Source organism: Azospirillum sp. NS33, assembly GCF_059703765.1.
Genome location: NZ_BAAKJB010000011.1, coordinates 100,129 through 114,287, shown reverse-complemented (window position 1 = coordinate 114,287; position 14,159 = coordinate 100,129). Strand labels below are relative to the sequence as shown.

Genomic DNA, 14,159 nt, shown 5'->3' with positions numbered 1-14,159 from the left:
AGCCGCTAATCCCAGGCGCGACGGCCCCCGCCCCCCGATCAGGAAGTCATCGATGCGTCTGCTGCGCCTCGTCCCCGACCGCCCACGGTTCGATTTCATCGGCAAGCGCAAGCTCGCGTACGCGTTCTCCATCGCGCTGTTCGTGCTGACCCTGGGGTCGTTGGCGGTTCAGGGGCTGAACCTCGGCATCGATTTCGCCGGCGGCATCCTGATCGAGGCCAAGGCCGACCACGACATCGACGTCGGCGGGCTGCGGCAGCGGCTGACCGCCGCCGACCTCGGCGCGGTGGAGCTCCAGGAGTTCGGCAGCCCCCGCGACATCCTGATCCGCGTGCAGCAGCAGGCCGGCGGCGAGGCCGCCAACCGCGCCGCGATCACCACCGTGCGCGGCGTGCTGGGCGAAGGGTGGGAGTACCGCCGGGTCGAACTGGTGGGCCCCAAGGTGGGCGGCGAGCTTCTGCAGGACGGCGTGGTCGCCACGGTGCTGGCGGTGCTGGCCATCACCGCCTACGTCGCGTTCCGCTTCGAGTGGCAGTTCGGCGTGGCCGCGCTCATCACCACCGGGCACGACGTGCTGGTCACGCTCGGCCTCTACACCCTGTTCCAGCTCGAATTCGACCTGACCGCGGTGGCGGCGCTGCTGACCCTGGCCGGCTATTCCATCAACGACACGGTGGTGGTCTTCGATCGCATCCGCGAGATGATGCGCCGGCACAAGCAGCTCGACATGGCCTCGGTCATCAACGAGGCGGTCAACCAGACCCTGTCGCGCACCGTACTGACCTCCGGCTCGACCCTGCTGGCGATCCTGCCCCTGCTGCTGTTCGGCGGCAGCGCCCTCTTCAACTTCACCCTGGCGCTCACCTTCGGCATCCTGCTGGGCACCTTCTCGTCGGTGTACGTGGGCGCCGCGCTGCTGCTGCACCTCCCGGCCATCCGCCGCCGCCCGGCCACCGCCGAGGAACCGGCCGCGCAGGGCTGAGGCGGCGGAGCGACGGCCGGTCACGGCTTTCTCACGTGCCTGCGGCGCATCGACCGTTTCGCGACTCGCGGAAATCGGGTAGAACGGTCCCGTTCCGTTCGCAGGCCCACTGACGGGCCCTGACGACGGCCGACCGCGACAGATCGGGTGCAGCCCCCGCCGTGACCATGGACAAGAGGAAGGACACCGCCGACCCGTCCGGCGCCGCCTCATCCGGCGACGACCTCTCGGCCGCCAAGGGTGCGGCGCCGCGCGCCACCCGCGTGCCGCGCGGCGCCGCGGCCGCCGGCACCGGTGGCGGCCCCGCGGTGGCCAAGGCCGGCGGCGGCGCGGCGGCCAGCAACGACGACATCGCGCAGCTCCTGCGGGCGATCGACGAGGATCTCAAGGGCGACCGCCGCGGCGTGAGCGCCGACGAGGACGACGACGACGACGAGGTGGCCGAGCCGGCGCGCGGCGTCCCGTTCGGCCGCATCGCCGTGGCCCTGTTCGCCGCCGCCGGTGTCGGGCTCGGTGTGATCCTGCTGGATTCCTACGACCCGTCCGCCGGACCGGCCACGCCCGACGCCGTCACCGTCGCCGCCCCCGCCGCGCCGCCCATCGACGCCTTCGAAACGACCGCGCCCACGGCCGCCGTGGTGGCGGCCGCGCCGGCGATCCCGCCGCGCGGCGGCGCGTCGACGGACTCCCCGCCGCCGCTGTTGAGCCGCCCCGACCGTCCGGCGCCGGATATGCCGGCCCCGGATATGCCGGCCCCGGATATGCCGGCCCCGGATATGCCGATGGCCGACAGGATGCTGGCCGTCGAGACGGCGCCCGCCACGGCCGCGCCGGAGCGGCCCGCGGCGGAGGACGGCGCGCCGCGGACCACCGACGGCGGCGCCCGCACCGCGGCGGCCCCCCCCGACGCCCCGACGGTTGTCGCGGCCGGGACGGCCGGCGGCCTGTCGGAACCGCCGCCGCTGGTGCCGCCGCTGATCGCCCGCACGGCGCCGGCGCCCGCCGCGCCCCCCCCCGCCTCGGCCGACCAGGCGTTCGACGACGGTGCGACCGAGTCCCCCGACGCGACGGCCGAGCAAATCATGGCCGAGCAAATCATGGCCGACGACACCATGGACGACGACACCATGGCCGGCGAAGCCATGGAGGCGGAGGACGCGGACGCCGGCGACCTCCAGGCGGTTCTTGCCGCCAGGCCGCCGCCCCCCGCCGCGACGCCGCAGCGCGCCCGACCGGCGGCGGCGGTGGCGGGCGGCCGGTTCGTGGTCCAGGTCGGCACCTTCCGCGACGCGAAGAACGCCACCGCCCTGGTGCGCCGGCTCAGCGACCGCGGCTACCGCGCCTTCGCCATGGACTGGACCGGGCGCGACGACCGGCCCTGGACGGCGGTCCGGGTCGGCGGCTACCCGTCGCGCGGCGAGGCCGGCCGCATCGCCGAGACCCTGAAGACGGATCTCGGCCTCGAGCCCATCGTCCTCAGCCTGCGCTGACCGCGGCCGCCCGGCCCTCGCCCGGCGGCCCGCTCTGCCTCCCCCGCGCCGACACGCCCCTGGCCACCCGTCCTGCTGGCCCGGCCGCGCCGCCGTGCCCGGAGTCGGGGTGCGCTTGATCTGCCGATACCCGCAACGGTACGATGGGTGTTCTGTGTTGCCTTCCCGAACAAACAATGATCGGCCGCAAGGGCCGACGCACCGGAGGACACCCGCCGTGAAGCCGACCATCCTCGTGGCCGACGACGAGCCGAGCATCGTCATGTCCCTGCAAGTCCTTCTCCAGAAAGCGGGATACGACGTCCGCGTCGCCCGCAACGGGGAGGAGGCGATGGCCGCGGTGGCCGCCGCCACGCCCGACCTGATCCTGCTCGACGCCATGATGCCCAAGCGCGACGGCTTCGACGTCTGCCAGTCGCTGCGCGCCGATCCGCGCTGGAAGGACGTCCCGATCATCATGCTGACGGCCAAGAGCCGCGACGTGGAGCGCCAGAAGGGGTTGGCGCTGGGGGCCACGGATTACGTGACCAAGCCCTTCTCGACCCGCGACCTCGTGGCCACCGTGCGCAAGTACCTGCAGACCGAGGGAGTGCCGTCGTGACCGCGCCGGCCGCGCCGTCGTCCGTGGCGGGCGGCGCGGGCGCGGCGCCAGTCGCCCCCGCCGGCCCGCCCGGCCAGCCGGCCGCCGGCCGCCCGCCGATCGCGTCGCGCCGCTTCATTCCCCTGGCCGTGCGCGGGATCGGCGCGCTGCTGGTCATGCTGGCCGTGCTCGGCGCCATCGCCATGCGCGACGCCCAGCCCAACCCGCTGGTCGCCTACGCCTCGGCGATGACCCTGGCGCTGATCGCCGGGTTCGGCTTCCTGTGGCTGGTGATCGACCGCTACCTGCTGCGCGCCGGCACGGCGCTGGCCGGCGAGGCGCGGGTGCTGGCCCACGGCGACGCCGGGGCCCGCATCCCGGTCGAGCGCTACGCCGACCTCGCCCCCATCGCGGTCGCCCTCAACGACCTCGCCGATCGCCTGGTGGCCACCCGGCAGGACATCGACCGCGCCATCGCCGCGTCCACCGCCGCCGCCGAGGAGCAGAAGGCGCGCCTCGGCGCCACCCTGCGCGACCTGCACGAGGGCGTGCTGGTGTGCAACCTCAAGCACCAGGTCCTGCTCTACAACCAGGCGGCGCTGGACCTCCTGCACCTCACCGGCGACCTCGGCCTCGGCCGCAACCTGCTGCACGTGCTGCTGCCCGAGCCGGTCACCCACACCCTGGAGCGCCTGACCCTACGGGTGCGCGAGGGGCGCCACCTCGGCCACGCCCATGGCACGACGGCCCAGTTCGTCGGCGGCACCACCGACGGTCGCATCCTGCTGACCGGGCGGATGAGCGTGATGCTGCAGGACGGCACCGGCGACAGCGGGAGCGGCGGCGGCGGGGAAACGCCGACGGCGACCAGCGGCCCGGTCATCACCGGGTACGTGCTGACCCTGGAGGACGCGACCCGCGAGCTGGCCGCGCTGGGCCAGCGCGACCGCCTGCTGCGCGAGGCGACCGAAGGCTTCCGCGGCCCCGTCGCCAACCTGCGCGCGGCTCTGGAGACCCTGGCCGACAACCCCGACCTCGGCCCCGACGAGCGCGCCGCCTTCGAGGCGGTTCTGCTGGAGGCCACCGGCACCCTGGCCGACCGGCTGGAGCGCATCACCGGCGAGTACCGCAGCGTGATGACCGGCACCTGGCCGATGAGCGACGTGCACAGCGCCAACCTCGCCAACCTGGTGCGCCACCGCGTCGGCCCGCGCGACGCCATCACGGTGACCCCGACCGGGCTGCCGCAGTGGCTGCACGGCGACAGCTACGGCCTGGTCGTGATGTTCGACCACCTGATCGGGCGGGTCCACGCGCTGACCGGCGTGCGCGCCTTCGACCTGGCGGTGGAGGCCGGCGGGCAGTGGGTGTACGTCGACCTCGCCTGGCAGGGGGCGCCGCTTGCCAGCGCCACCGTCGACGGCTGGCTCGACCAGCCGGTCGCCGACGCGTTGGGCGGGCTGACGGTGGGCGACGTGCTGCAGCACCACCGGAGCGAGCTGTGGTGCGAGGCGGTGCCTGGCCGCGACGGCACCGCCCGCCTGCGCGTGCCGCTGCCCCCCGCCCTGGCGCCGCCATCGGCCCACCCGCGGCGGGACCGCACCGCGCCGGCGCGGGCCGAGTTCTTCGACTTCGGCCTGATGCACCAGCCGCTCGCCACCAGCGCCCTGGGCAGCACGCCGCTGGAGGCCCTGCCCTACGTGGTGTTCGACACCGAGACCACCGGCCTGTCCCCGTCGGGCGGCGACGAGATCATCCAGATCGCCGCGGTGCGCATCGTCAACGGCCGCATCCTGACCGGCGAAACCTTCAACGCGCTGGTCAACCCGCGCCGCCGCATCCCCGAGGAGTCGATCCGCTTCCACGGCATCACCGACGCCATGGTGGCCGACCAGCCCGCCATCGAGGCCGTGCTGCCGCAGTTCCGCGCCTTCGTCGCCGGCGCCGTGGTGGTGGCGCACAACGCCGCCTTCGACCTCAAGTTCCTGAAGATGAAGGAACGCCGGGCCGGGGTGCGGTTCGACACCCCGGTGCTCGACACCATGCTGCTGTCGCGCCTGCTCCAGGGCGCCGACGGCGACCACACCCTCGACGGCATCGCCCAGCGTCTGGGCGTGCAGGTGGTCGACCGCCACACCGCGCTGGGCGACAGCCTGGTGACCGCGGCGGTGTTCGTGCGGATGCTCGCCATGCTGCGCGAGCGCGACGTGCGCACCCTCGACGACGCCATCCGCGCCGCCAACATGCTGGTGGAACTGGCGCAGCGGGAGCGCGCGTTCTGATGGCCGGGCCGCCGCCGGGTGCCCCGCCGGACGGCGCCGGGCGCGGCGCGCGCCCCGGCGCCGAGCGGGTGGTCGCGCTGTTCCTGCTGGGCGCCATCCTGTTCAACCCGCCGCTGCTGCGGGTCTTCGGCGCCGGCGACACGGTGTTCGGCTGGCCCTTGCTGTACGTCTACATCCTCGGGGTCTGGGGCGGCGCGGTCGGTCTGCTGGCGCTGCACCTGGAGCGGGGCGGCGGGGGGTGACGGGCATGGGCTGGCTGCCGGTCGTCGCGGCGTCGTTCGCGTATCTGCTGGGGCTGTTCGCGATCGCCCACTGGGCCGACCGGCGGGCCGACGCCGGGCGCAGCGTCATCGCCTCGCCGTCGGTGTACGCGCTGTCCCTGGCGGTCTACTGCACCACCTGGACGTTCTACGGCTCGGTCGGCCGCGCCGCCAGCCTGGGCATCGGATTCCTGCCCATCTACCTCGGCCCGACCCTGCTGATGATCCTCGGGCCGCTGCTGCTGCGCAAGATCCTGCGCATCGCCAAGGCCCAGCGCGTCACCTCGATCGCCGATTTCCTGGCGTCGCGCTATGGCAAGAGCCAGGGCCTGGCGGGGCTGGTGACCGCCACCGCGGTGGTTGGGATCACCCCCTACATCGCCCTCCAGCTCAAGGCCGTGTCGGTCAGCTTCGACGTGCTGACCGGGGCCGACCCCACCGGGCTGACCGGCGGGCTCAGCCTGCCCGTGGCGCTGGACAACGCCTTCTACGTGGCGGTGGTGATGGCCGCCTTCGCCATCGTCTTCGGCACCCGCCACATCGACGCCGCCGAGCACCACGAGGGCATGGTGGCGGCGGTCGCCATGGAGTCCCTGGTCAAGCTGCTGGCCTTCGTGGCGGTGGGGGTGATGGTGGTGTGGGGGCTGCACGACGGCGCCGCCTCGCTGTTCGCCCGCGGCGCGGAGCATCCGGAGATCGCCCGCCTCTTCACCGCCGCCCCGGCGCTGGGCGACGGCACCTGGGTCACCATGACCCTGCTGTCCATGGCCGCCGTGCTGTGCCTGCCGCGCCAGTTCCAGGTCATGGTGATCGAGAACGTCGACGAGCGCCATCTGACCCGCGCGCTGTGGCTGTTCCCGCTGTACATGCTGGTGATCAACCTGTTCGTGCTGCCGGTGGCGGTGGCCGGGCTGCTGCGCTTCCCCGGCCACAGCGTCGACCCCGACGTGTTCATGGTGGCGTTGCCGCTGGCGGCGGAGCAGCGCTGGCTGGCCCTGGTCGCCTTCATCGGCGGGCTGTCGGCGGCCACCGGCATGATCATCGTGGAAACCATCGCGCTCTCCACCATGGTCTGCAACGACCTGATCATGCCGGCCCTGCTGCGCTTCCGCCACGCCGAGCTGGAACGCTCCACCGACGTGTCGCGCCTGCTGCTCACCATCCGCCGCGTCGCCATCGTGGCGATCCTGCTGCTGGGCTACGCGTATTTCCGCTTCGCCGGGTCGGCCTACGCGCTGGTGGCCATCGGCCTCATCTCGTTCGCCGCGGTGGCCCAGTTCGCGCCGCCGCTGGTCGGCGGCATCTACTGGGCCGGGGCGACCCGGCGCGGCGCGCTGGCCGGCCTGGGCGCCGGCATCCTGACCTGGGCGTACACCCTGCTGCTGCCCAGCTTCGCCCGCTCGGGCTGGCTGCCCTCCTCGTTCATCGAGGACGGCCCCTGGGGTGCGGCCCTGCTGCGCCCCTACGCGCTGTTCGGCCTCGACGGCATGGACCCGCTGACCCACGCGCTGTTCTGGAGCATGCTGCTCAACATCGGACTCTACGTGGCGGTGTCCCTGTTCGACCGGCCGAGCCCGGGCGAGCGGGCCCAGGCGACCGCCTTCGTCGAGGTCTACGAACAGCAGGGCGAGGCGGCCGCGGCCTTCGTCGGCACCGGCCAGTGGCGCGGCAGCGCCACGGTGGGCGACCTCAAGCGCATCGTCGCCCGCTTCATCGGCCCGCAGCGCGCCGAGACCGCGTTCGAGCAGTACGCCCTGCGCAGCGAGCAGTCGCTGGCCGCCCAGCGCCGGGCGGGGGCGGAGGTCGTGCGCTTCGCCGAGCGGCTGCTGGCCGGCGCCATCGGCGCCGCCTCGGCCCGGGTGGCGCTGGCCTCGGCGGTCAAGGGCGGCGAGGTCAGCCTGGCCGAGCTGATGCGCATGCTCGACGAGACCAGCCACGTCATCGAGTACAGCCGCCAGCTCGAGCACAAGACCGCCGAGCTGGAACGCACCTCCGCGGCGCTGCGCGCGGCCAACGACCGCCTGAAGGAGCTCGACCGCCTGAAGGACGAGTTCCTCTCCACGGTCACCCATGAGCTGCGCACGCCGCTGACCTCGATCCGCGCCCTGTCGGAGATCCTCTACGACCATCCCGACATCGAGCCGGAGCAGCGCGCCGAGTTCCTGAACACCGTCATCAAGGAGAGCGAGCGCCTGACCCGGCTGATCAACCAGGTCCTGGACATGGCCAAGATCGAGGCCGGTGAGGTGGAGTGGGCGATCGGCCCGGTCGACCTGGCCGCGGCGGTGGACCAGGCCGCCTCGGCCACCGGCCAGCTCTTCCGCGACAAGGGGGTGGCGCTGGAGGTGAGCATCCCCGGCACCGTCCCGGCCGTGGAGGGCGACGCCGACCGGCTGGTCCAGGTGGCGGTCAACCTGCTGTCGAACGCCGCCAAGTTCACCCCGCCCGGCGGCCGGGTCGCGCTGCGGGTGGTCCCCGAGGCGGACGGCGTGCGGGTCGACGTGGCCGACGACGGGCCGGGCATCGCGCCGGAGCACCAGGCCATCGTCTTCGACCGCTTCCGCCAGGTCGGCGACACCATGACCGACAAGCCCCAGGGCACCGGGCTGGGGCTGGCCATCTGCAAGCGCATCGTCGAGCATCTGCACGGCCGGCTGTGGGTGGAGAGCACGCCGGGAGAGGGCGCCACCTTCTCCTTCACGGTGCCCTACGCCACGGCCGGCGCCACCCCCGCCCGGCGACGGCAACCGACGGCGTGACAGCGCCGCCGTCCCCTCGAGTCAGGGCCCGGCGTCAGGGGAGCCGGCGTCCCATCGCAGCGTCGCCACCCGGGCCACCGCTTCCAGCTCGCTCCGGCTCGCCCCGTCGCGGGCCAGGATCGACATGCCGGTCTGGACCGCCTGCACGAACCGGGCGAGGGCATGGACGTCGCTCGACGCCGCAAGCTCACCCTCGGCCACGGCCCTGTCCAGGCGCGCTTCCAGGCGCTCGAGGGTGACGGCGCGCGCCGCGCGCATGCGCTCGCCAAGTTCGGAGTGGCACTGGCTGCCCACCGCCGACAGCGTCACCATGCAGCCGGTGGGCGTGTCGCGGAGGCAGCCCGTCAGGGCCACGGCGGAATCCTCGAGAAGGGCCACGACCGCCGCGCGGGCCGTCGCCGCGGCGCGGAACCTGGACCACACCAGCGCGTCGTACTGCTCGCCATAATAGCGCAGGGCCTCGACGTAGAGCGCCTCCTTCGACCCGAACGCCGCGTACAGGCTGGGCGAGCCGATCCCCATCGCCTCGGTGAGGTCGGCGATCGACGTCGCCTCGTAGCCCTTGAGCCAGAACAGACGGGTCGCCTGGGCCAGGGCGGCTTCGCGGTCGAACGCGCGGGGGCGTCCGCGGCCGCGGGCCGTCGCCTTTCCAGGGGTGGGCGATGGGGGCGCTGACTTCTGCATCGATCGATATATAAATCACTTGACTCGCTCCAGCAACGCGCCTACCGCTTTCTGTGTCAATCGTTACAAAATAGGTGGACGATGAGTGAGCTGGTTGGACAGCGCGCCCTGGTGACGGGCGCCTCGCGCGGCATCGGTGCGGCAATCGCCCTGGCGCTGGCGGAGCGGGGGGCCGACGTGGCCATCACCTACGAGCGGTCGGCCGATCGCGCCGCCGCGGTGGTGCGGGCCATCGAGGAGAAGGGCCGGCGCGCTCTGGCCATCCAGGCGGACAGCGCCGACGCGACGGCCGTGATGCGCTCGGTCGAGGAGGCGGTCGAAGGGCTCGGCGGCCTCGACATTCTCGTCAACAACGCCGGCATCGCCCGCCACGGCGCGCTGGTGGAGATGAGCCTGGCCGACATCGACTCGCTCCTGAACGTCAACGTGCGGGCGGCCGTTCTGGCCTCCCGGGCGGCCATCCCGCACTTCAAGCAGGGCGGCCGCATCGTTTCGATCGGGTCGTGCCTGGCCGAGCGCGTCCCGATCGCCGGTGTGACGGTGTATTCGATGAGCAAGTCCGCGCTGCTCGCCCTCACGCGGGGCCTCGCTCGCGAGCTCGGCCCCCAGGACATCACCGTGAACCTGGTGCAGCCCGGGCCGATCGACACCGACATGAATCCGGCCGATGGCGACCAGGCGGAGGGCATCCGTGCCATGACGGCGCTCGGCCGCTTTGGCACGCCTGAGGATGTCGCGGCGGCGGTGGCGTTCCTTGCCAGCCCCGCGGCGCGGCAGATCACCGGGTCCGTCGTCACCGTGGACGGCGGCGTGAACGCCTGAGCGGGAGGTCCGGCCCCCGCCGGCCGGCGGCACGGATGACGGAGGGGGGCGGTCGGCCCCCCTCCCGCGCCCGGCCGGTCACCGCCGGCGGCGGGCGGCACCCGGCGCGAGGCTGCGCGGGCGGCGCCGCGCCGGGTCGTCCGTGCCGCGGTCGCCCGGCCCGCGGTCACCGGGTCCCCCCAGGCGCGGCAGGGTCAGCTCGCGCCACGCGCCCGACGCCAGCCCCTCCAGCGTCCAGTCGCCGATCGCCCAGCGGATCAGCCGCAGGGTCGGAAAGCCGACGGCGGCGGTCATGCGGCGGACCTGACGGTTGCGCCCCTCGCGCAGGGTCAGGCCGATCCACGCCGTGGGGATCGTCGCGCGCGCCCGGATCGGCGGGTCGCGCGGCCACAGGCCGGCCGGCTCCGGCATCGGCCAGGCCTCGGCCGGCAGGGTCGGCCCGTCCTTCAGCACGACGCCGCGGCGCAGCCGTTCCAGCGCCTCGTCGGTCGGCGCGCCCTCCACCTGCACCCAATAGGTCTTGGGCAGCTTGTGCCGGGGGTCGGCGATGCGGGCGATCAGCACGCCGTCGTCGCTCAGCGCCAGCAGACCCTCGCTGTCGCGGTCGAGCCGGCCCGCCGGGTAGACCCCCTTGACCGGCAGCCAGTCGGCGAGCGTCGGCCGCCCCTCCTCCCGGTCGGTGAACTGCGGCAGCACGCCGTACGGTTTGTTGAGAAGGATGAGGCGGGAGGTCGGGCTCTGGTGCATCCTGAAGGACATGGCGGAATCCCGCGCGTCCCGCAAGGCCCGCCGCCGCACCACCCGCCAAACCGCCCGCCGGACCCGACCTGCGATGACCCTGCTGTTCTGCTCCGCCTCCGACGACCCCGCCGCCTGGACCGCCGAACTGGCCCGCCGCCTGCCCGACCTGGAGGTGCGGGTGTGGCCGGACCTGGGCGACCCGGCTGACATCGCCTACGCCCTGGTCTGGAAGCCGCCGCCGGGGATGCTGGCCACCCTGCCCAACCTCCGCCTGGTCCTGTCGCTGGGCGCCGGGGTGGAGCCGCTGCTGGAGGACCCGGCGCTGCCGGCGGTGCCGCTGGTCCGCATGGTCGCCGCCGGCCTGACCGAGGACATGGCGGGGTACGTGGCCCTGGAGGTGCTGCGCTGGCAGCGCCACGCCGACCGGTATGCCGAGCAGCAGCGCGCCGCCGTGTGGACGCCGCTGGCGCACCGCCCGGCGGCGGCGGTGCGGGTCGGCCTGCTGGGGCTGGGCGAACTGGGCGCCGCCGCGGCGCGGGGCCTGGTGGCGCTGGGCTTCGACGTGGCGGGCTGGAGCCGCAGCCCGCGCGCCCTGCCCGGGGTCGCGGCGTTCCACGGCGACGACGGGCTGCCGGCGCTGCTGGCGCGCAGCGACGTCCTGGTGTGCCTGCTGCCGCTGACGCCGCAGACCCGCGGCGTCCTCGACCGCGCCACCTTCGCCGCCCTGCCCCGCGGCGCCGTGGTGATCAACGCCGCGCGCGGCGGGCACCTGGTGGAGGCGGACCTGCTGGCCGCCCTGGACTCCGGCCACCTCGGCGGGGCCAGCCTCGACGTCTTCGCCGAGGAGCCGCTGCCGGCCGGCCATCCCTTCTGGAGCCACCCCAGGGTGCGGGTGACGCCCCACGTCGCCGGCGTCACCCACCCCGGCCCCTGCGCCGACCACGTGGCCGACGCCATCCGCCGCCACCGCGCCGGCCAGCCCCTGGCCAACCTGGTGGACCGGGTCCGGGGCTACTAACGCGGCGGCCCTGGCGGCGCGGCCCTACCGCCGCGGCAGCGCGTAGGCGATCACCGAGTCGCCCATCTTGGTGCCCAGGGAGCCGTGGCCGCCGGCCACCACCACCACGTACTGGCGGCCGTCGGCGCCCTCGTAGGTCATCGGCGTGGCCTGGCCGCCGGCCGGCAGGCGGTCCTTCCACAGCTCGGCCCCGGTGGTGACGTCGTAGGCCCGCACGTAATAGTCCAGGGTGCCCGACAGGAAGGCGACGCCGCCGGCGGTGACGATGGGGCCGCCCAGGTCGGGGACGCCCATCTCCAGCGGCACCGGCAGGGGCGCCAGGTCGCGCACCGTGCCGTTGCGGTGCATCCACACGATCTCCCCCGTCGTCAGGTCGGCGGCGGCGACGTAGCCCCAGGGCGGCTCCTGGCAGGGGATGCCCAGCGGCGACAGCAGCGGCGACAGCTTGGCCGCGAAGGGCGCGCCGAAGTTCTCGTTGAGCGCCGGCAGGCTGCCCTCGGGCCGGCCGCCGTCCTGCACGTAGAGGCTGGTGTCGTCCTCGCGCGGCACCAGCTCCGACACGAAGGCCAGGTAGGCGGGGGTGGTGAAGGCGATCAGGCGCTCGGGGTCGACGGCGATGCCGCCCCAGTTGAAGACGCCGAAATTGCCGGGATAGACGATGCTGCCCTGGGTCGAAGGCGGGGTGTAGCGCCCCTCGTAGCGCAGCTCGTTGAAGCGGATGCGGCAGGCGAGCTGGTCGAACAGGGTCGTTCCCCACATGTCCGCCTCGGCCAGCGGCGGCGGGTCGAAGGAGAGCGCCGACACCGGCTGGGTCGGCGCGGTGCGGTCGCCCTGCGCCGCACCCTGGGGCGCCGCCACCTCGGTCACCGGCAGGACCGGCTCGCCGGTGCGGCGGTCGAGCACGTAGAGCTCGCCCTGCTTGGTGGGCTGGACCAGCGCCGGCACCGTCTCGCCGCCGACCGGCAGGTCGATCAGGGTCGGCTGGGAGGGCACGTCGTAGTCCCAGAGGTCGTGGTGGACGGTCTGGAAGATCCAGCGCTCCTCACCCGTCGCCACGTCCAGCGCCACCACCGAGGACGAGGTGCGCTCCACCGCCTCCGTGCGGTTGCCGCCCCATTGGTCGGGCGGCTGGTTTCCCAACGGCACGTACACCAGCCCGAGCGCCGGGTCGACGCTGAAGATCGACCAGCTGTTGGGGGAGTTGACGGTGTAGGTGGCGTCGGGCGGCACCGGCTCGGTGCGCTGCGGCGCCCCGGAGTCCCAGTTCCACACGAGCGCCCCGGTGGCGATGTCGAAGGCGCGGATGACGCCGGACTGCTCGTTGACCGACACGTTGTCGAGCACCGTGCCGCCGACGATGACGAGGTTCCCCACCACCGCCACCGGCGAGGTGGAGTAGTAGGCGCCGGGGCGCACGTTGGGCATGTTGGCCCACAGATTGATCTGCCCGGTGCCGCCCCCGAAATTGGCGCACACCGCGCCGCTGCCGGGGTCGAGCGCGATCAGCCGGCCGTCGGCGGTCGGCATGAACAGCTTGGCGTCGCACTCCGTGGTGTCGCCGGCGCTCTCGGCGGCGACCGGCAGGTCCGGCACGGCGGCGCGGGCGGCCTCGACCCGCGCCGCGGCCGCGGCGTCGGACACCGCCGGGGCCGCGACCGCCGCCGCCCCGGCCGGCTGGTAGGACAGGCCGCGGCAGGTGAGGTGCTGCAGCGCCAGCGCGCCGCGGATCTGCGGGTCGTAGCGCCAGATCTCGTCGCCGGAGGTGGCGTCCAGGGCCACCACGTTCTGGTGCGGCGTGCAGAAGAACAGCCGCTCGCCGATCTTGAGCGGCGTCACCTCGAAGGTGGTCTCCACCGGGTCGCCGGCGCGGCGGCCCACCTCGCCGGTGTGGTAGGTCCAGGCGACCTCCAGCGATCCCACCGTCTCCGGCGTGATCTGCGCCAGCGGCGAGTAGCGTTGCCCATGGGGGGTCCGGCCATAGGCGTGCCACTCCCCGGGCGGCACCCCCTGGGCGTCGGCGGCCACGGCGGCGCGGGCGCCCGGCGCCGTGCCGGGGCGGTCGTGGGGATCGCTGACCAGGGACGCGACCGCCACCACGACGCACAGGGCGAGCGCCCCCGTCAGCGGCGGGCCGGAGCGGCGGAACGGGGTGACCGGCCGCGGCAGCTCGCCCGCCCGGCGCCGCGGGTCGTTGCGGCCGAGGCCGCGGGTGACCCAGGGCAGCAACAGCAGCACCCCCAGGACGAACACCACGTCGCCGCGCGCCGCCAGCGCCCACCAGTCCAGCCCGGCTTCCCAGACCGCCCAGGCGAGCGTGCCCAGCACCACCAGCGCGTAGATCCACAGCGCCGCCGCCCGGCCCGCGGCCAGCAGCCCGGCCGTGACCAGGAAGCCGATCCCGGCCAGCAGGTAGTACCACGACCCGCCGAGCGTGATCAGGTGGACGCCGGCGGCGCCGACCGCCAGCCCGATGAGGGCGAGCAGGGCCGCCATGGCCCAGAGGAAGGGCCGGTTCTGAGTGTCGCTCATGGGGGAATCCCG

Annotated in this window: 11 protein-coding genes; 8 read left to right on the top strand and 3 right to left on the bottom strand. The window is 74.1% G+C overall.

Going from position 1 to position 14,159, the window contains the following annotated elements; translation table 11 throughout:
- Window positions 1–52: 52 nt before the first annotated feature.
- The 6 genes from secF (at window position 53) to AC6H2I_RS12050 (ending at window position 8,353) form a co-directional block, all read left to right on the top strand.
- Entirely contained in the window at window positions 53–982 is a 930-nt protein-coding gene (gene secF / locus AC6H2I_RS12075) for a protein translocase subunit SecF (protein WP_497500886.1), read from the top strand.
- A 167-nt stretch (window positions 983–1,149) separates the two neighbouring features.
- Complete coding sequence (locus tag AC6H2I_RS12070; RefSeq protein ID WP_497500930.1) at window positions 1,150–2,472, top strand: SPOR domain-containing protein; 1,323 nt, start codon at window positions 1,150–1,152, stop codon at window positions 2,470–2,472.
- A gap of 217 nt (window positions 2,473–2,689) precedes the next feature.
- Window positions 2,690–3,073: a response regulator transcription factor gene (locus AC6H2I_RS12065; protein ID WP_497500885.1), complete on the top strand. Its 384-nt coding sequence runs from the start codon at window positions 2,690–2,692 to the stop codon at window positions 3,071–3,073.
- Window positions 3,070–5,334: a 3'-5' exonuclease gene (locus AC6H2I_RS12060; RefSeq protein ID WP_497500884.1), complete on the top strand. Its 2,265-nt coding sequence runs from the start codon at window positions 3,070–3,072 to the stop codon at window positions 5,332–5,334. Before AC6H2I_RS12065 ends, AC6H2I_RS12060 begins: the two co-directional genes overlap by 4 nt.
- Window positions 5,334–5,576: a hypothetical protein gene (locus AC6H2I_RS12055; RefSeq protein ID WP_497500883.1), complete on the top strand. Its 243-nt coding sequence runs from the start codon at window positions 5,334–5,336 to the stop codon at window positions 5,574–5,576. Before AC6H2I_RS12060 ends, AC6H2I_RS12055 begins: the two co-directional genes overlap by 1 nt.
- A 5-nt stretch (window positions 5,577–5,581) precedes the next feature.
- Window positions 5,582–8,353, top strand: coding sequence for an ATP-binding protein (locus AC6H2I_RS12050; protein WP_497500882.1), 2,772 nt, complete (start codon window positions 5,582–5,584; stop codon window positions 8,351–8,353).
- A 21-nt stretch (window positions 8,354–8,374) separates the two neighbouring features.
- On the opposite strand, the gene AC6H2I_RS12045 is transcribed toward AC6H2I_RS12050, so the two are convergent.
- The gene (locus tag AC6H2I_RS12045; RefSeq protein WP_497500881.1) at window positions 8,375–9,037 is read right to left on the bottom strand and encodes a TetR/AcrR family transcriptional regulator; all 663 of its coding nucleotides are present in this window, start codon (window positions 9,035–9,037) and stop codon (window positions 8,375–8,377) included.
- Window positions 9,038–9,118: 81 nt separating this feature from the next.
- On the opposite strand from AC6H2I_RS12045, the gene AC6H2I_RS12040 reads away from it, so the two are divergent.
- A complete protein-coding gene (locus AC6H2I_RS12040) occupies window positions 9,119–9,859 on the top strand; it encodes an SDR family oxidoreductase (protein ID WP_497500880.1) in 741 nt (246 codons plus the stop codon).
- 78 nt (window positions 9,860–9,937) lie between these two features.
- On the opposite strand, the gene AC6H2I_RS12035 is transcribed toward AC6H2I_RS12040, so the two are convergent.
- Complete coding sequence (locus AC6H2I_RS12035; protein WP_497500879.1) at window positions 9,938–10,618, bottom strand: pseudouridine synthase; 681 nt, start codon at window positions 10,616–10,618, stop codon at window positions 9,938–9,940.
- Window positions 10,619–10,691: 73 nt separating this feature from the next.
- Between AC6H2I_RS12035 and AC6H2I_RS12030 the strand changes: the two genes are divergently transcribed.
- Window positions 10,692–11,618, top strand: coding sequence for a 2-hydroxyacid dehydrogenase (locus AC6H2I_RS12030; protein ID WP_497500878.1), 927 nt, complete (start codon window positions 10,692–10,694; stop codon window positions 11,616–11,618).
- Window positions 11,619–11,642: 24 nt separating this feature from the next.
- On the opposite strand, the gene AC6H2I_RS12025 is transcribed toward AC6H2I_RS12030, so the two are convergent.
- Complete coding sequence (locus AC6H2I_RS12025) at window positions 11,643–14,147, bottom strand: membrane-bound PQQ-dependent dehydrogenase, glucose/quinate/shikimate family (RefSeq protein ID WP_497500877.1); 2,505 nt, start codon at window positions 14,145–14,147, stop codon at window positions 11,643–11,645.
- Window positions 14,148–14,159: the final 12 nt, after the last annotated feature.

Coding starts and splice junctions, on each gene's coding strand:
- secF (WP_497500886.1), top strand. CDS start 53: ATGCGTCTGCTGCGCCTCGTCCCCGACCGCCCACGGTTCGATTTCATC.
- AC6H2I_RS12070 (WP_497500930.1), top strand. CDS start 1,150: ATGGACAAGAGGAAGGACACCGCCGACCCGTCCGGCGCCGCCTCATCC.
- AC6H2I_RS12055 (WP_497500883.1), top strand. CDS start 5,334: ATGGCCGGGCCGCCGCCGGGTGCCCCGCCGGACGGCGCCGGGCGCGGC.
- AC6H2I_RS12050 (WP_497500882.1), top strand. CDS start 5,582: ATGGGCTGGCTGCCGGTCGTCGCGGCGTCGTTCGCGTATCTGCTGGGG.
- AC6H2I_RS12045 (WP_497500881.1), bottom strand. CDS start 9,037: ATGCAGAAGTCAGCGCCCCCATCGCCCACCCCTGGAAAGGCGACGGCC.
- AC6H2I_RS12040 (WP_497500880.1), top strand. CDS start 9,119: ATGAGTGAGCTGGTTGGACAGCGCGCCCTGGTGACGGGCGCCTCGCGC.
- AC6H2I_RS12035 (WP_497500879.1), bottom strand. CDS start 10,618: ATGTCCTTCAGGATGCACCAGAGCCCGACCTCCCGCCTCATCCTTCTC.
- AC6H2I_RS12030 (WP_497500878.1), top strand. CDS start 10,692: ATGACCCTGCTGTTCTGCTCCGCCTCCGACGACCCCGCCGCCTGGACC.
- AC6H2I_RS12025 (WP_497500877.1), bottom strand. CDS start 14,147: ATGAGCGACACTCAGAACCGGCCCTTCCTCTGGGCCATGGCGGCCCTG.